The sequence below is a fragment of the Brevibacterium album DSM 18261 genome (assembly GCF_000426445.1).
Classification (GTDB): Bacteria; Actinomycetota; Actinomycetes; order Actinomycetales; family Brevibacteriaceae; genus Brevibacterium; species Brevibacterium album.
In genome coordinates this window covers 614,932-631,164 of sequence record NZ_KE384526.1, presented here as the reverse complement: position 1 = coordinate 631,164, position 16,233 = coordinate 614,932, and the positions used below count along the sequence as shown (strand labels likewise).

At 72.9% G+C, this 16,233-nt stretch carries 13 protein-coding genes; 6 read left to right on the top strand and 7 right to left on the bottom strand.

What is annotated here, in order from left to right; translation table 11 throughout:
• Window positions 1-4: 4 nt before the first annotated feature.
• The gene (locus tag K318_RS25300) at window positions 5-1,474 is read right to left on the bottom strand and encodes an AMP-binding protein (protein WP_051298135.1); all 1,470 of its coding nucleotides are present in this window, start codon (window positions 1,472-1,474) and stop codon (window positions 5-7) included.
• 35 nt (window positions 1,475-1,509) lie between these two features.
• Entirely contained in the window at window positions 1,510-2,457 is a 948-nt protein-coding gene (locus K318_RS0116520) for a 1,4-dihydroxy-2-naphthoyl-CoA synthase (protein ID WP_051298231.1), read from the bottom strand.
• Between the two features lie 130 nt (window positions 2,458-2,587).
• Between K318_RS0116520 and K318_RS0116515 the strand changes: the two genes are divergently transcribed.
• On the top strand, window positions 2,588-3,631 hold the full coding sequence (locus K318_RS0116515; RefSeq protein WP_029090300.1) for an o-succinylbenzoate synthase: 1,044 nt from the start codon (window positions 2,588-2,590) through the stop codon (window positions 3,629-3,631).
• Between the two features lie 68 nt (window positions 3,632-3,699).
• Here the strand turns inward: K318_RS0116515 and K318_RS0116510 are convergent, their stop codons facing one another.
• Complete coding sequence (locus K318_RS0116510; protein WP_029090299.1) at window positions 3,700-4,440, bottom strand: hypothetical protein; 741 nt, start codon at window positions 4,438-4,440, stop codon at window positions 3,700-3,702.
• A gap of 206 nt (window positions 4,441-4,646) precedes the next feature.
• Between K318_RS0116510 and K318_RS25645 the strand changes: the two genes are divergently transcribed.
• The gene (locus K318_RS25645) at window positions 4,647-6,683 is read left to right on the top strand and encodes a thiamine pyrophosphate-binding protein (protein WP_084500345.1); all 2,037 of its coding nucleotides are present in this window, start codon (window positions 4,647-4,649) and stop codon (window positions 6,681-6,683) included.
• 37 nt (window positions 6,684-6,720) lie between these two features.
• Here K318_RS25645 and K318_RS22700 read toward each other — a convergent pair whose 3' ends face one another.
• Window positions 6,721-8,271, bottom strand: coding sequence for an isochorismate synthase (locus tag K318_RS22700; protein WP_084500344.1), 1,551 nt, complete (start codon window positions 8,269-8,271; stop codon window positions 6,721-6,723).
• 64 nt (window positions 8,272-8,335) lie between these two features.
• Window positions 8,336-9,616 carry an MFS transporter gene (locus K318_RS0116495; protein WP_029090297.1) on the bottom strand — a complete coding sequence of 427 codons (1,281 nt, stop codon included), beginning with the start codon at window positions 9,614-9,616 and terminating at the stop codon, window positions 8,336-8,338.
• Window positions 9,617-9,831: 215 nt separating this feature from the next.
• Between K318_RS0116495 and K318_RS0116490 the strand changes: the two genes are divergently transcribed.
• The 3 genes from K318_RS0116490 to K318_RS22695 are packed head-to-tail and all read left to right on the top strand — an operon-like array spanning window position 9,832 to window position 13,071.
• Window positions 9,832-10,539, top strand: a complete 708-nt coding sequence (locus K318_RS0116490; protein ID WP_029090296.1) for a demethylmenaquinone methyltransferase — start codon at window positions 9,832-9,834, stop codon at window positions 10,537-10,539.
• The gene (locus K318_RS0116485) at window positions 10,539-11,924 is read left to right on the top strand and encodes a geranylgeranyl reductase family protein (protein ID WP_084500343.1); all 1,386 of its coding nucleotides are present in this window, start codon (window positions 10,539-10,541) and stop codon (window positions 11,922-11,924) included. The genes K318_RS0116490 and K318_RS0116485 overlap by 1 nt, the downstream gene beginning before the upstream one ends.
• A 46-nt stretch (window positions 11,925-11,970) precedes the next feature.
• Window positions 11,971-13,071, top strand: a complete 1,101-nt coding sequence (locus K318_RS22695; protein ID WP_084500416.1) for a polyprenyl synthetase family protein — start codon at window positions 11,971-11,973, stop codon at window positions 13,069-13,071.
• Window positions 13,072-13,126: 55 nt separating this feature from the next.
• Here K318_RS22695 and rarD read toward each other — a convergent pair whose 3' ends face one another.
• The gene (rarD, locus tag K318_RS0116475) at window positions 13,127-14,053 is read right to left on the bottom strand and encodes an EamA family transporter RarD (RefSeq protein WP_029090294.1); all 927 of its coding nucleotides are present in this window, start codon (window positions 14,051-14,053) and stop codon (window positions 13,127-13,129) included.
• A 241-nt stretch (window positions 14,054-14,294) separates the two neighbouring features.
• Here rarD and K318_RS0116470 point away from each other — a divergent pair, with 241 nt between their 5' ends.
• Complete coding sequence (locus K318_RS0116470) at window positions 14,295-15,686, top strand: FAD-dependent oxidoreductase (protein WP_035282195.1); 1,392 nt, start codon at window positions 14,295-14,297, stop codon at window positions 15,684-15,686.
• A gap of 142 nt (window positions 15,687-15,828) precedes the next feature.
• On the opposite strand, the gene K318_RS0116465 is transcribed toward K318_RS0116470, so the two are convergent.
• Complete coding sequence (locus K318_RS0116465; RefSeq protein WP_029090292.1) at window positions 15,829-16,218, bottom strand: ectoine synthase; 390 nt, start codon at window positions 16,216-16,218, stop codon at window positions 15,829-15,831.
• Between the last annotated feature and the right edge of the window lie 15 nt (window positions 16,219-16,233).

Sequence of the window (16,233 nt, the reverse complement as noted above, 5' to 3'; positions counted from 1 at the left end):
GCGATCATCCGGAAAACCTAGCAGACCCGAAGTGCTGTGAGACACATCGCTGGGTGAGTTCGCGAGCCGCCCGGCGGTCGGGCTTGCCGATGCCGCGCGATGGGATCTCCTCCACCGCGTATGCGGCACGGGGCAGCTGCGCCGGGCTCATCCCGAGTGCGCGCAGGCCGCCCTGCAGGGTGCGCTGGACGGAGGGCGGGAGGAGCGCGGGCACCGAGGCCCCATCGGGGCGGACCTCGTGATCGGCGTCGGGTACGAGCAGGGCAACGAGCACCTGCCCCCACTCCTCGTCCGGCACCGAGGTCACGAGGGCCTCCCGGAAGCCGAGCGGCTCCGCGACCCGCAGCAGATGCGCCTCGACTTCGTGCGGCGACACGTTCTCGCCGCCGGTGATGATGATGTCGTCGGCCCGTCCCAGGATCGCCAGCCGCCCCCCGCCTCCACCTGCAGCTCCCTGCGAGGGCGACGGCGCCTCCTCCCACCGCCCGAGGTCGCTCGTGACGAGGAGGCGCGCGGCGCCTTCGCCCCAGAACCCCGGTGCGACCGCGTCCGTAGCACCGTCCGGAATCGCACCGCCCAGATCGGCTGTGCCGCGGGGTCCGCCCGCCCCCGGCAGGATCCCATTGGGCACGGCGGTGAGCAGGGGCCCGTCCGGCTCCGCAGCCTCCGGCACCTCTGTCGCGCCCGGCGCTCCCATCGCGTGCCGCGTTCCCGATGCTGAGCCCACCGTCGCGCCGAGCCCGCTCGCTCCCGGGCCTCCGTCCTCGCGCACGCGGAGATACCCGTCGGCGAGGACGGGCCCGGCCAGGACGACGCGGCCGTGGGCATCGAGGCGCACGCGCACATCGGGGAACGGCCGCCCGTCGTACACGCATCCGCCCGCAGTCTCGCTCATCCCGTAGGTGCGCACGAGGGGGATCCCCGCCTCCTGCGCGCGCTCCAGCAGGCGCGGGGAGAGCGCGGCCCCGCCCACCAGGACGGCCGCGCAGCGGGCGGCGGCCGAGGCGGCCTCGGGCACCGCAAGCACCCTCACCAGCTGTGTGGGGACGAGGGAGGTGTAGACCGGTGCCGCACCCGCGCGTGCGTGCAGTGCGGTGAGCTCCGCGGCGAAGGACCGGGCATCGAAGGGGCCCGGCGATGCGAGGGAGGGCGTGTGCCCGGCGAGGAGGGAGCGGAACACCACTTGGAAACCGGCGATGTGGTTCGCCGGCAGGCACAGGTGCCAGAGGCCGGGGCCGGCGAGCAGGCGTTCGGTCTCGCGGGCGGAGGCGGTCAGCGCATCGAGGCTCAGCCCCACGCCCTTGGGCGTCCCGGTGGAGCCCGAGGTGAACAGCACGAGCGCGGGCGCGCTCCGGCCCGTGTCCGCCGGGTCGAACTGCCCGGCGCGGAACTCGGTCACCTCACCGCTGCGGTCCCGCGGAAGGATGAGGCCGGTCTCTCCCGCCAGCATCCGGGAGACCTGGTCGACGATCATGCGGGCCTCCTCATGGCATCGAAGTCCTCCTGCACTCAGTAGTACCAGGGGAAGGACTTCCAATCGGGGTCGCGCTTCTGGAGGAAGGCGTCGCGGCCCTCGACGGCCTCGTCGGTCATGTACCCCAGGCGCGTGGCCTCGCCCGCGAACACCTGCTGGCCCATGAGCCCGTCGTCCACGAGGTTGAACGCGAACTTGAGCATGCGCTGGGCGTTGGGGGACTTGCCGAGGATCTCGCCCGCCACCTCGAGCGCGGTGGACTCGAGCTCCGCATGGTCGGCGACGATGTTGACCGCACCGGCTCGCTCCATGTCCTCGGCCGAGTACGTGCGGCCCAGGAAGAAGATCTCCCGCGCCTTCTTCTGGCCCACCATCTTCGCGAGGTACGCGGAGCCGTAGCCGGCGTCGTAGGAGCCCACGTCCGCATCCGTCTGCTTGAACCGAGCGTGCTCGCGGCTCGCGATGGTGAGATCGCACACCACGTGGAGAGAGTGGCCGCCGCCGGCTGCCCAGCCCGGCACCACGGCGATGACGACCTTGGGCATGGTGCGGATGAGGCGCTGGACCTCGAGGATGTGCAGGCGGCCGGCGCGGGCCGGGTCCACCGTCTCCGCGGTCTCGCCGTCGGCGTACTGGTAGCCGGAGCGGCCGCGGATGCGCTGATCGCCGCCCGAGCAGAACGCCCAGCCGCCGTCCTTGGGGCTGGGCCCGTTGCCGGTGAGGAGGACGGCGCCCACATCCGGGGTCTGCCGGGCGTGGTCGAGGGCGCGGTAGAGCTCGTCGACGGTGTGCGGGCGGAAGGCGTTGCGCACCTCCGGCCGGTCGAAGGCGATGCGCACGCAGCCCAGGTCGCGTCCGTCCGCGTCCACTGCCCGGTGGTACGTGATGTCCGTGAAGTCGAAGCCTCTCACGGCGCGCCAGCGGGTGGGATCGAAGATGTCGGAGACCTGTGCGCGCTCAGCGCTGCCGGAGTTGTCGCTCATGCCAGTCAGCATATCCGCGCGCTTCTCCGCTCTTCGTCCCGCCCGGGCAGGTGCGCCTCCGCTCGGGGCTGGGCAGCACGTGCCGCATGCGGCCTCTCCCACGTGCCCGGCCGCGTCCTATCCTGTGGGGATGCTCATCCCCGCTGAGGTCCGCGCCGTCCTCGCCAGCGCCGCAGGCCCGTCCGATGTCTTCGACCGCGTGGTACCCGTGTCCCTGCCCATGCGGACCCGGTTCCGCGGGCTCACGGTCAGGGAGACCTGCCTCGTGCACGGTCCCGCCGGGTGGGCGGAGTTCGCGCCCTTCGTCGAGTACGCCGCGCCCGAGGCCGCCCACTGGCTCGCGGCCGCTGTCGAGTCCGCGGTGCTCGGCTTCCCTGCGCCGCTCAGGGGCGCGGTGCCGGTGAACGCGACGATCCCCGCGGTCCCGGCCGAACGTGTGCCGGACCTGGCCGCGCGTTTCGAGGGAGCGACCGCGGTGAAGGTGAAGATCGCCGAACACGGCATGGCCTCCCTCGAGGAGGACCTCGCGCGCGTCGCCGCCGTGCGCAGAGCCCTTCCCGAGGCCGCCCTCCGCTGCGATGCGAATGCCGCCTACAGCCCTGCTGAGGCCCGGACTGCGCTCGCCGCCCTCGCCGGGAGCGGGCCGCTGCAGTACGTCGAGCAGCCGGTCGCCGCGGTCGAGGAGCTGGCCGAGCTGCGCGCCTGGGTCGCCGCCGAGGGGCTGCCCGTGCCGCTCGCCGCCGATGAGTCGATCCGGAAGGCCGAGGATCCGCTGCGCGTCGCCGCACTGGGGGCGGCGGACGTCATCGTCGTCAAGGTGCAGCCGCTGGGGGGCATCCGCGCCGCGGCGCGGATCGTCGAGGAGGCGGGCCTGCCGGCGGTGGTGTCCTCCGCGCTCGAATCCAGCGTGGGGCTGGCCGCAGGGGCCGCGCTCGCCGCCTCGCTGCCGGCCTCGGCGCTGCCTGCCGTCCCGGCCGCGGGACTGGGCACGGCGGCCCTGTTCGCAGCGGACGTCTGCGATCCGCCCCTGCTGCCGGCCGGCGGTGCGCTGCCCGTGGGGCGGGCGGCCCCGGACGAGGCGCTGCTGCGCGCACACGCGGCAAGCCCCGAGCGCGTCCGATTCTGGACCGAACGGCTCGGGGCCTGCTGGGATGTGCTCGCCCGTCAGCTCTGAGGCTGAGAGGTCGCGTGGGCGCTGCGGCCCGTGCGTGAGCGGGAGCGCCGCGCACGGGCGGCGCGGGATCAGGGGAGCTCGGCGACGACGCTCGCGGCGGTCTCCGCGAGGGAGTCCATGTCCGCACCCTCCGCACCGGGAGCGGCGACACCGGTGAGGGTCACGAGTGCCGAGCCCTTCTGCACGACGAGGTTGCGCGTCGTCATCTCCTGGCCGGAGAGGTCCATGGTCGCCTCGGTGGCGAAGACGGCGTCCGCGCCCTCCACGTCCGCGGAGACCTCGGTGGTCGAGCTGGAGACCTCCATGCCCTGCATTGTCACCGTGACCTCGCTGCACGAGCCGAGGGACTCCTGGTTGGCGGAGAGGGGGGAGGCGGCCTCGTCGGCGGAGCCGTAGGCCATGCCGACGACGGTGGGCTCGGTCGTGGGATCGGCGGGCATGCCCACGACCAGCGAGGCGTCCGAGCCCTCGGCGGCGGCCATACCGGCGTTCATGACGGCCTCGCACTCGGCCGGCTCGACGGAGATGTCGCCCATCGCGCTCTGCATCTCTCCCAGCTGCGAGGCGTCCGTCGCCTGCGCCGTGTAGCCGAGCGCCTCGATCGCGGCGGTGAGGTCCTCGGCGGTGGCCGCGGGAGCCTCGGCGGCCTCCTCCTGTGCGGCGGCCTCCTGGCCGCCCTCCTCCTGAGCCGCGCCCTCCTCGGCCGGGGCGGCGTCGTCCGAACCGCATGCGGAGAGGATGAGGCCGGCGCCCAGCACGAGGCCGGTCAGCGCGGTGCGGGTCCTGAAAGCGGCGGCGGTGGTCTTCATGGGTTGCTCCTCGGCAGGGCCTGGGCCGGATGCCCCAGGACGGATGCGCTCTCGCCCGAAGGCGGCGGCGCTGGTGTTGACACGACTACGGTAATGGAGGCGGGGAGCGCGGAAGCACCGCCGCATGTGCCAGCTTGGACACACCGTCGCGGACGCAGCGGCGCGGGCACACCTCTGCGAGGCACCGCGCGCTCCGCTGGACGAGGATGCGGTGCGCTCGGGCGGGCTCGTGGGATCGGCCGGGGGGCGCTCCCGACCCGGTGGGAGGTCAGGCGGGGCGCGCACCGCGTGGAAGAATCGTGCGGGTGAACGTCTCGACCGCTTCAGCTCAGGCACTCGTGCGCGGACTCGTCCGGGCGGGGGTGAGGGACTTCGTGGTGTGCCCGGGCTCCCGCTCCGCCCCGCTCACATATGCGATCGCCGTCCTGGCCCGGGCGGGGAGCGTGCGGGCGCACGTGCGCATCGACGAGCGGGATGCGGCCTTCACCGCCCTCGGCCTCGCACGCGCGGGACGTCTGGCGGGCGCCGAGCGCCCCACCGCGGTCGTGACGACCTCGGGCTCGGCGGTGGGAAATCTCCACCCCGCCGTGATGGAGGCGGCCCACTCGCACGTGCCGCTCATCGTGCTCAGCGCCGACAGGCCCGCCCGACTGCGCGGGACCGGTGCCAACCAGACGCTCGACGCCCAGCACCTCGCGCTGCCGGAGACGGTCGTGAGCTGGGATCTCGGCGTGCGCGGGGGAGAGGCCTGGCTCCGCCACGACGAGCAGCTGGTGATCGAGGCGGCGCACACCGCCCTGGGGACCCGCCACGCTCCCGGATGCGGTGCGGCGGACCCCGCCTGGGCCGCCCAGGCCGAGGCCCTGGGGGCGGACCCCCGCGCGTACGGGGGCCGGCGCCTGCCCGATGCCCTGCCGGGTCCCGTGCAGCTCAACGTCCAGTTCGACGTGCCGCTCGTGCCGGAGGCCGGCGATCTCGCCGCCTCCTTCGCGGACGGGCCCGCCGAGACGTTCTCCCCGCACCCGGGAGCGCACGCGGAGCTGCATGAGCGGATCCGAGCCTTCGCCTCGGATCCCGAGGCGCGCGGCGTGCTCGTGGCCGGCGACGATCTGGGGTTCGCCTCGCAGACGGCGGCCGCACTCGCCTCGGCGTGCGGGATGCCCGTGTTCGCGGAGCCGTCCTCGGCGCTCGCCTCGCATCCGCACGTGGTCCCCGCCCATGCACAGGTGCTCGCCGATGCCGGAACGGCCGGCCTGCGAGAGGCCGTCACCCACGTGGTGGTCAGCGGCAGGCCCACGCTCTCCCGGCCCGTCGCGAAGCTGCTCGGCCGGGACGACGTGGTGCGCATCGACCTGCCCTACGACCTGGACGGGACGGGCGCCCGGCAGGATGATGGCTCTCCCTCCCGAGTGAGCGGTTTCTGTCGGATTTCGGCGGTGGAATCGACAGAAAGTGCTCACTCTGGGGATTGGACGGTGGGAGACGGGAGAAGTGCGGGAGTTCTGGGGCGGGAGGAGTGGCTGAGCGCCTGGGCCGTCGCCGGGCGCGCTGTCGTCGAGGGTGCAGCGGACGATGCCTCCCCCAGTTCTCCCTCCCGAGTGAGCGGTTTCTGTCGGGTTTCAGCGGTGGAAACGACAGAAAGTGCTCACTCGGCAGATCGAGTGGGCGGAGGCGAGGCCGATGCGGCCTTCGACGGTGCGGCCGCGGTCCGCATGCTGCTCGAACGACCGGGCGTGCTGTTCGCCGCGAGCTCGAACGCGATCCGCCTGCTCGCCGCCGAGCAGCTGCCGCACCACCCCGCCCGGGTGCTCGCCTCCCGGGGACTCGCGGGCATAGACGGGCTGATCGCGACCGCCTCGGGCCTCGCGCTCGGGCTCGAGGACGCCGGGCGTGAGCAGGCGGCGGGGCCGGTGCGCCTGCTGGTGGGCGATCTCGCGGCCCTGCACGACCTCGGCGGGCTCGTGGTGCCCTCGCACGAGCGCCGGCCCCGGCTGCAGATCATCGTGCTCAATGACGACGGCGGTGCGATCTTCTCGGGTCTCGAGCACTCCGCGGCGCATCTCGAGCCGTACTTCGCGCGCTTCTTCGGCACTCCGCACGGCCTCGGCCTCGCCGCCGCCGCCGAGGCCCTGGGCTGGCCGGCACTTACGGTCGATGCGGGTGAACGCTCTGCGGGGGCGCAGGCGCTCGCCGCCTTCCTCGACTCGGGCGAGCCGGGGCTGTGCGAGATCAGGCTGCCCTGAGCCCTGAGCCCTGAGCTCTGACCAGTGGGCGGCCGTCTCAGCGCGGTGAGCGCTCCACCCCGAGCGCTGCGCGCATGGGGGAGAGCTTCGCGTCCGTCTCGCGCCGCTCCGAGACCGGGTCGGAGTCCGGCATGATGCCGGCGCCCGCGAAGATGCGGATGCGGTCGCGCTCCTCGAGCTGCCCGCAGCGCAGTGCGATGCCGAACTGCCCGTTGCCGTACCCGTCCACCCAGCCCACCGGCCCGGCATAGCGGCCCCGGTCCATCCCCTCGAGCTCGGCGATGAGCTCGAACGCCCGCTCCCGCGGGGTCCCGCCCACGGCCGCGGTCGGATGGACGGCCTCGGCGACGCGGAACGGGCTGATGGGGCGGCCGTCGGTCCCCGCGCGCAGGGTGCCGTGGGCGTCGGAGGCCAGGTGGATGACATTGGCGAGCTGCAGCAGATGGGGCTCCCGGTCGACGTGGAGCTCGTCCGTGACGGAGCCGAGCGTCGCCGCCAGCGAGTCGATCGCGTAGGAGTGCTCGATCGAGTCCTTGTGCCCGCTGAGCTGGGCGCGGGCGGCTGCGAGCTCCTCCGCGGGATCCCGTTCGACGCGGTACGTGCCCGCCAGCACCCGCGAGTGCACCGTGCCGTTCTCCACCCCGATCAGGAGCTCCGGCGTGGCGCCCACGAGGCCGCCCACATTGAACGTCCAGGTGTTCGGGAAGGCCTGGTTGAGACGGCCCACGACTGCGCGGACGTCGATGTCGCCGTCGGTCGTGATCACCTCGTCGCGGGCGAGGACCACCTTGCGCTCGCCTGCCCGGGGGCTCCGCAGCCGCGCTGAGGCGCGTGCGACCATCTCCTCGTACCGTTCGGGGGAGACGTCGCCCGGCTCCGAGCTGAGGACGGGGGGCTCGCGCAGCGGCCGCGGGGTGAGGCGGAAGTCCAGTCCGGGGGCCGTGCCTGCGCCGCCGCTCGCGTGCGCGTCGCCGGCCGCTCCAGGAACAGAGTCCGAGCCCGAGGCCGCGCCCGTCTCCGAGGCCGCTCCCGCGCCGGTGCCGGGCACCTCGGCGATGTGGGTGAGCCACACCCGTCCGTCCCTCCGGCCCAGGACGAATTCGGGCACATCGATGATCGAGGACACCGCCGAGGAGTCCGCGAACGCGACGGCGCTGAAGCCCACGAGACCGGAGCCCAGGAGCTCCACCCTGTCGTCGACCTCGGCGCCGTCGGCCAGCGCCGTCCACTTCTGCTCGAGCTCGCGGAACCGGCGCGGACCCTGCGCGGACAGCCGCAGTCTGCGCCCGAAGCCCACGATCCCCGAACGGCCCCGCACCCAGCAGGAGAAGCGGTCCTCCGGCAGCTGCTCGAGGAAGTCGAGGGAGCGGCTGGGGATGCTCGCGGCGAAGGGCGCGGGAGCGGACGGGGTCACCCCGTCGACGAACCAGGAGCGGACAGTGAGGCGCGGAAGGCATGCCGCCTCGTCCTGATGGGGAAGCGAGCCGGAAGGGGCCGCAGAGACGGCCGGCGCCGGAGCATCGGCGGGTGCCGTGGTGCCGAGGGAGGCGGGGCCGGAGTCTGCGCTTTCGGAGGCGGGGTCGGTCATGCGTCCACGATACTGACCCGCCGCCGCACCGCGTGGCGGGAGTGCCTGTGCGCGCGGCGGGCCGTCAGTCCGCGTCCCTCCCCGGACGGTCCACCCGTCCGAGCACGACCGCGACGCCGAAGCACAGGAGGTAGACGACCGCGAGCGCGATCCAGCCCGGCGTGTAGGCCCCGGTGAGGTCGATGCCGAGCCCCACGACCGCCGGCCCCGCTGCGAAGCCGAGGTTCATGCCGGCGGCGACGAGCCCGGAGGCGACGCCGATCCGGCCCGGGGGTGCCGCCGCGACCACACCGGAGTTGATGACGACGTTCGCCGCGAGCGGGAAGAAGGCGTGGAGTGCGACGCCCACCCACATGAGCGCTTCCAGGTGCGTGTGCTCGGTCGCGATGAGCCCTCCCGCCGTGAGGATGCCGCCCAGGCTCATGACCTGGATGAGTGCCGCGGGTCGGCTCAGGCGCCCCGCGATCCGCCCCCAGACGTTGCGGGCGACGATGCCGAGCACGCCGATGATCGCGAGCATCGTGCCCGCGAGCTCTATGGGGTAGTCGACGGTCTGGACCGCGAAGAGCGAGGCGTACGCATTGACGCCCTGCGTGCCCACCGCATTGAGGAAGGAGCAGATCGCGAGCAGCCAGACGGCGAGGGAGAGCTTCGAGGCGCCGGATGCGGGCCCGGTCTCCGGAGCGGGCCCCGGACCGGACTCCGCCGGGGCCGTCTCAGCGGGCGGGGAGTCCGCCTCGGGCTCGGTGCCCACCGTCTCGCGGGTGTCGCGGGAGCCGGGCAGCCGGGAGATGACGAGCCAGCCGAGCACGAGCAGCACGCCGAGGAGGCACACGCACATGAGGGCCACCCCGGTCCACCCGGCCAGCCCGCCCACGAAGGGCACCGTGACACCGGCGAACAGCAGTCCGAACTGCACGCCGGACTGCTTCCACCCCATCCACGCACCGCGCTTGGCGAGGGGGACGTGCGCGGCGATGATCCGGTTGGTGGCCGGGTTCGCGAACGCCTGCGCCGGCCCCGCGATGACGGCGGCCGCCACGAGGGCGGCGTAGGTGGGCGCGGTGATGCTCACGAGGAAGCCCGCGATCAGGAGTCCGAAGATCAAGGCGATCTGCACGCGGACGGGTATCCGGTCGGCGAGGTCGCCCAGCAGGACGGAGCTGATCCCCGCCAGGAGGAACACGGTCGTGATGATGAACCCGTACTGGCCCTCGGTGATGCCGTAGTCGGCGGTGACCTGCGAGCTCAGGGCGGCGAGGGCGAAGTTGAGCAGCGGGCCCGCGCCCATCGCGGCGACGAGGACGAGCAGCAGGGTCCCCGGGGCGCGATTCGCTTTCGTCACCGGTTCAGGGTATCTCCGGGGCCGGCGGGGAGGACCCCGGGGGCGCTCCTGCCCGACCGGGGCCGGCGGGGAGGACCCCGGGGGCGCTCCTGCCCGACCGGGACCGCTGCGCTGGTCAGCAGGTTCGCGGCAGTCCGCGTGCGCCGGCGCACGGTCCCGGGGACCTCGGACCGCCGGATTCGCCCGGATGCGGTGGGACGGGGGAGAATCGGGGCATGAATCGCGCCCGGCTGGACAAGGATCCCGGCGACGTCGCCTCGATGTTCGACGACGTCGCCGCCCGTTACGACCTCATGAACGACGTGCTCTCGCTGGGGCAGACCCGCCGGTGGCGGAAGGTCATCACGCGGGCCGTCGCCCCGCAGCCGGGCGAGCGCATCCTCGATCTCGCCGCGGGCACCGGAACGAGTTCGGTGCCCTTCGCCGAGGCCGGTGCGCGCGTGGTCGCCGGGGACATCTCCGAGGGCATGCTCGCGGTGGGCCGCGAGCGCCAGGCGGGGCACGACATCGAATTCGTCCATGCCGATGCGCTCGACCTCCCGTTCGAGGACGGGTCCTTCGACGCCGTCGCGATCAGCTTCGGCTTCCGCAACGTGGCCGAGCCCGATGCGGCCCTGGGGGAGATGCTGCGCGTGCTGCGGCCCGGCGGCCGCCTCGTCATCGCCGAGTTCTCCCGTCCGGTGTTCGGCCCCTTCGACACCATCTACCGCGAATACCTCATGCGCGCCTTCCCGCCCGTCGCCCGGCTGCTCAGCTCGAACCCCGAGTCCTACGAGTACCTCGCGGAGTCGATCCGCGCCTGGCCCGGCCAGGACGAGCTCGCCCGGCGCATCGCGGACTCCGGCTTCGATCGGGTGCAGTACCGCAACCTCTCCGGCGGGATCGTCGCGATCCATCGGGGCCTCCGGCCCGTCGCACGCTGATGGCGGGGACTGTCACCGCAGTGCCCGGGGCCGCCGCCGGCCCTGCGTCCACCGCTTCGGTCGCCGCCGCGGGGCCGTCCGGTCCGCTCGAGGCGGACACCGCCGCCGATGTCGTGATCGTCGGCGCGGGCCCGGGCGGGTCTGCGGCCGCGGCGCACCTCGCCGGTGCGGGCCTCGACGTCGTGCTGCTGGAGAAGGCCGCCTTCCCCCGCGACAAGGTCTGCGGCGATGCCCTGACCCCGCGCGCCGTGAGGGAGCTCGGCCTGCTCGGCGTGCCCACTCCGGCAGAGGAGGGCTGGCACCGCAATCGGGGTCTGCGCCTCATCGGCGGCGGGCACCGTGTCGAGATCGACTGGCCCGGCGGCACCTTCCCGGACTACGGCCTCACGAAGGCCCGCACGGGGCTCGACGAGACGCTCGCCCGCTTCGCACAGTCCCGCGGCGCGCGCCTGCACGAGCGGACGATGGCGGGTGAGCTCCTCACGGGGGCGGACGGCTGGGTCACGGGCGTGCGTACGGCCGCCAGGGACGCCCGCGGCCGTCGCACGGGCGCCGAGGCCCGCGTCACCGCGCCCCTCGTCCTCGCCTGCGACGGCGTCTCCTCCCGCATGGGGGTCGCAGCCGGCCGGGAGAAGCGCGACGACCGGCCGATGGGCGTGGCGGTGCGGACGTACCACTCCTCACCGCGCCATGCCGACCCCTATCTCGAGAGCTGGGTGGAGCTGCGCTCGCCCGCGGACGGCGGCCTCGGCGGTGAGACCCTGCCCGGCTACGGCTGGCTCTTCCCGATGGGCGACGGCACCGTGAACGTGGGGCTCGGCATCCTCGACACCTCCCCGCAGTTCGGCGCGGTGGACTACCGGCAGGTGCTCCGGGAATGGCTGGCCGCGATGGGCACCGAATGGGGGATGGACGAGTCGACGCAGCTTGCGCAGGTGAGGTCCGCGGCGCTGCCGATGGGCTTCAACCGGACCCCGCACTTCGCGGACGGGCTCATGCTCGCCGGCGACAGCGCGGGCATGGTGAGCCCGTTCAACGGCGAGGGCATCGACTATGCGCTCGAGAGCGCCCGCATCGCCGCCGAGGTCATCGCGACGCACTGGAACAAGCCGCACGCGGCATGGCGGCGCGCGCTGGGGGAGTACCCGCGGATCGTGCGGGAGGTGCTGGGCGGCTACGTCACCCTGGGGAGGGGCTTCGCCTCGCTCATCGGCCGGCCGGAGCTCATGGGGCTTGCGATCAAGTACGGTATGAGTGTCGACGCGCTCATGGCCTTCGCGGTCAGACTCATGGGGAACATCCATCAGGACGGGCGCGACGCCGATCTCGCAGACCGTGTGATCTCAGCCCTCGTCCGTGCAGTCCCGAAGACGACGAACGAATGAGCACTCCCGCGGTGACGGAACACCCGTAAGGATGATGGACGACCCGATGACGCACGCACGCGCGCCCCAGCTCTCCGACGCCGCCGGTGAGCGCTCCGAGACCGCACCGGCGGAGAACGCCGGAGGACGCGCGCAGACGGATGCGCCCGCTCAGGCCGGTCCCTTCGCACCGGAGGGCTCGGCGCTCGCGCAGTCCATGATCGCTCGCCTGGCGGAGATCGAGGAGCGCCTCGAGGCCGCCGCGGCGCAGACGCGGACGCTGCCGGACGAGGCCGCCCACCACCTCATGCGCGCCGGCGGCAAGCGCGTGCGGCCCATGCTCGTGCTGCTCGCGGCGGAGCTCGGCGACCCCGCGCGCCCGGAGATCCTCGACGCGGCCGCCGCCGTGGAGCTCATCCATCTCGCGACCCTCTACCACGACGACGTCATGGACGACGCCCCCGTGCGCCGCGGCGCGCCCAGCGCCCACGAGGTGTGGGGCAACTCCGTCGCGATCCTCACCGGCGACCTCCTCTTCGCCCGGGCCTCGCTGCTCTCTGCGCGGCTGGGCCCCGAGGCCGTCCGGCTCGAGGCGGAGACCTTCGAGCGCCTGGTCCTCGGCCAGCTCGCGGAGTTCTCCGGTCCCGAGGCCGGAGCCGATCCCATCGCCCACTACATCCAGGTGCTCGCTGACAAGACGGGTTCGCTCATCGCGGCCTCGGGCGAGTTCGGGGTGCGCTACTCCGGTGCGGACGAGGCGTTCGTGGCGCCGATCCGCGAGTTCGGGGAGAAGGTGGGCGTGGCCTTCCAGCTCGCCGATGACATCATCGACCTCACCTCCTCGGCCGCAGACTCCGGCAAGACCCCGGGCACGGACCTGCGCGAGGGCGTGCCGACGCTGCCCGTGCTCTACGTCCGGGCCGCCGCCGATGCCGGGGACAGGGCCGCCGCCGAGGTCGTGGCCCTGCTCGATGCCGACCTCACCTCGGATGCGGCCCTCGAGGCGGCCCGCGCGGCACTCGCCGCCCATCCCGTCACGGCGCGGGCCCGGGCCGAGGCCCGGCGCTGGTCGGACGAGGCGGTCGAGGCGCTGGAGGCCCTGCCCGCGGGCGAGGTGCGCACGGGTCTCGAGGCCTTCGCGCGGCAGGTGGTCGAACGCGCCGGCTGAGCCGGGAGCGCTCAGCGGGGCGGCTCGATCCGGGCGGACGCGCCCCGGGCGCCGTTCAGCGCCTGCGCGAGCTGCGCACCATGTCCGCGACGAGCACGAGGCAGGCCGCCCAGATGAGGCCGAAGCCCGCCCATCTCGCCGGGTCCATGTGCTCGCCCAGGAGGAGGACGCCGGTGAGGAACTGCATGGTGGGCGTGACGTACTGGAGCATGCCCACCCAGCTGAGCGGGATGCGCCGCGTCGCCGAGCCGAAGAGGAGGAGCGGCAGCGCGGTGGCCGGGCCCAGCAGGAGCATGAGCACGAGGTGGCCGGTGCCCTCGCCGGTGAAGGTGGCGGTGCCGGCGAGATAGGTCCAGCCGATCCAGCCCGCGGCGAAGGGCGTGAGGACGATCGACTCGACCGTGAGGCCGGAGAGCGCGCCCACCTTCGCGCCCACCTTGTTCTTCACGAGGCCGTAGGCGGCGAAGGACACGGCGACGGCGAGGCCGAACCACGGGACCGCGCCGTAGCCCACGGCGATGACGAGGACGGCCGCCGCCGCGATGCCGATCGCGGTCCACTGCAGGGGGCGCAGCCGCTCGCGGAGGACGATGACGCCCAGCAGGATCGAGAGCAGGGGGTTGATGTAGTAGCCCAGCGAGACCTCGACGACGTTGCCGGTCTGCACTCCGATGAGGAAGACGAGCCAGTTCGCGCACACGAGCACCGCGGCCAGGCTCAGCGTGAGGAACACGCGCCTGTCGGTCAGCGCGGCGCGCAGCTGGGAGAAGCCGCCGGTGCAGGCGAGCAGGACGAGGCAGAACAGCGTGCACCACACGATCCGGTGGGCGAGGACCTCGAGGCTGTCGGCTGGGGCCAGGGCGGTGAAGTAGAGGGGCAGGAGCCCCCACAGGAGGTAGGCGCCGGCCCCGCTCATGAGCCCTGCCCGACGCCGGGCCTGTTCGTCCTCGGGCAGTCCTGCCGGTTCGCTGGGGTGAGTCACCCTCGCAGTCTAGTGAGAACCTGTGAGCTTGCGCAGAAGGGCGGCCCGGGCGAGACGGGTGTGAGCCGGATCGCGGCGCGAACAGGTGAGGCGGCACTAAGATCGTGGGTTGGACTTCGCAACGACCGGACCTGGCGGAGGGCGCAGACGGCCGTCCGCACAGTTTGAGGGTCCACCCGAACGGTGGGGCAGGCAAGCGCTGCCCGTGAAAGGTGTGTGCACTGTGGGAAGAGCTCTTCGTGTGGCGATCGTCGGGGCCGGCCCGGCGGGCATCTATGCGGCTGATCTGCTCACCAAGGCCGAAAGGGACTTCGAGCTCTCGATCGACCTGTTCGAACGCCTCCCGGTGCCGTTCGGCCTCGTCCGCTACGGCGTCGCACCCGACCACCCGCGGATCAAGGGGATCCAGAACGCGCTCATCAAGGTCCTGGACCGGGGCGATGTGCGGCTCCTCGGCAACGTCGACTTCGGCACGGACATCACGCTCGACGACCTCCGCGCCCACTACGACGCCGTGATCTTCTCGACCGGCTCCTTCGACGACGCCGCGCTGGACGTCCCGGGGATCGGCCTCCCGCGCTCCTACGGCGCCGCGGACTTCGTCAACTGGTACGACGCGCACCCAGACGTCCCGCAGGAGTGGCCGCTGGACCAGGAGAAGGTCGCGGTCCTCGGCAATGGGAACGTGGCCCTCGATGTGGCCCGCGTGCTCGCGAAGCAGGCCGATGACATGCTCTCCACAGAGATCCCCCCGCACGTGTACGAGGGCCTGCGGAGCTCGAAGGTGACCGATGTGCACGTGTTCGGCCGCCGAGGTCCGGCGCAGGCCAAGTTCACGCCGCTGGAGCTGCGCGAGCTCGGCCACGTCAAGGACGTCGACATCATCGTGTACCCGGAGGACTACGAGTTCGACGAGGCCTCGATGGCTCAGATCCACTCGAACAACCAGACCAAGCAGGTCACCAAGACGCTCACGGACTTCACCCTGCGCGAGGAGACGGGCGCCCCCCGGCGGCTGCACCTGCACTTCCTCCATGCCCCGGCCGAGGTGCTCGGCGATGAGTCCACGGGCGTGACCGGCCTGCGCACGGAGCGCCAGCAGCTCGACGGCAACGGGGGCGTGACCGGCACCGGCACGTTCCACGACTGGGAGGTGGGCGCGGTCTACCGGGCCGTGGGCTACTTCGGCTCGCCGCTTGAGGACCTGCCCTTCGATGCGCGCCGGGGCGTCATCACGAACGTGGGCGGGCGCGTGCACGCCGGGTCCTCGCAGGAGACCGCGGCCGAGGCCCCGCGCGTGCCCGGCGTCTACGCGACCGGCTGGATCAAGCGCGGACCGGTGGGGCTGATCGGCCACACCAAGGGCGATGCGCTGGAGACGATCACCCACCTCATCGAGGATCACGCGGCCGGCGGTCTGCTCAGCCCCGAGCACCCGGAGGAGGATGCGATCCTCGCGCTGCTGGAGGCCCGCGGCGTCGACTACGCGGACTGGGACGGCTTCCACCGGCTCGAGGCCGCGGAGAAGGCCCTCGGCGAGGCCGAGGGCCGTGAGCGGGTGAAGATCCCCACGCGCGAGGGCATGCTCGCCCACTCGCGCAGCGAGGGGATGCGGATCGCACAGGCGGTCTGAGCCGGCTGAGTCTTCGGCGACAGGCCCGCAGAACTGCTCGGACCTCCGTCCGCACACATGCAGTGTGCGGACGGAGGTCCGAGACGTCTCAGTGCTTCCGCGCTGTGGGGATGCGCAGGCCCGCCGGCAGGGACGCCTGCGCTCAGGCCTCCGTGACGAGCGGGTACACGCCGTTCTCGTCGTGGACCTCGCGGCCGGTCACCGGCGGATTGAAGGTGCAGATGAGCCGCAGCTCCTCCTCGGCGCGAACGGTGTGCCTGTCATGTTCGTCCAGCAGGTACAGGGTGCCGTCGCGCAGCTCCCACGACTCGCCCGTCTCCTCGCTCGTGAGCGTGCCCCTGCCGGCCACGCAGTAGACCGCCTCGTAGTGGTTCTGGTAGTGGAACGTGGAGGTGGTTCCGGCGTAGATGGTGGTCTCGTGGAACGAGAAGCCCACGCCCTCCTTCGCGAGGACCATGCGGCGGCTGCGCCACGTCTCGGACCTCACATCGCGGTCGGTGCCGTCGAGATCGTCGATGTTGACGACGTACATGCGGTGTCTCCTTGT

What these genes read in the sequence shown, in the direction of transcription:
- K318_RS25300 (WP_051298135.1), bottom strand. Translation starts at nt 1,474, where the DNA reads ATGATCGTCGACCAGGTCTCCCGGATGCTGGCGGGAGAGACCGGCCTC.
- K318_RS0116520 (WP_051298231.1), bottom strand. Translation starts at nt 2,457, where the DNA reads ATGAGCGACAACTCCGGCAGCGCTGAGCGCGCACAGGTCTCCGACATC.
- K318_RS0116515 (WP_029090300.1), top strand. Translation starts at nt 2,588, where the DNA reads ATGCTCATCCCCGCTGAGGTCCGCGCCGTCCTCGCCAGCGCCGCAGGC.
- K318_RS0116510 (WP_029090299.1), bottom strand. Translation starts at nt 4,440, where the DNA reads ATGAAGACCACCGCCGCCGCTTTCAGGACCCGCACCGCGCTGACCGGC.
- K318_RS25645 (WP_084500345.1), top strand. Translation starts at nt 4,647, where the DNA reads ATGCGGTGCGCTCGGGCGGGCTCGTGGGATCGGCCGGGGGGCGCTCCC.
- K318_RS22700 (WP_084500344.1), bottom strand. Translation starts at nt 8,271, where the DNA reads ATGACCGACCCCGCCTCCGAAAGCGCAGACTCCGGCCCCGCCTCCCTC.
- K318_RS0116490 (WP_029090296.1), top strand. Translation starts at nt 9,832, where the DNA reads ATGAATCGCGCCCGGCTGGACAAGGATCCCGGCGACGTCGCCTCGATG.
- K318_RS0116485 (WP_084500343.1), top strand. Translation starts at nt 10,539, where the DNA reads ATGGCGGGGACTGTCACCGCAGTGCCCGGGGCCGCCGCCGGCCCTGCG.
- K318_RS22695 (WP_084500416.1), top strand. Translation starts at nt 11,971, where the DNA reads ATGACGCACGCACGCGCGCCCCAGCTCTCCGACGCCGCCGGTGAGCGC.
- K318_RS0116465 (WP_029090292.1), bottom strand. Translation starts at nt 16,218, where the DNA reads ATGTACGTCGTCAACATCGACGATCTCGACGGCACCGACCGCGATGTG.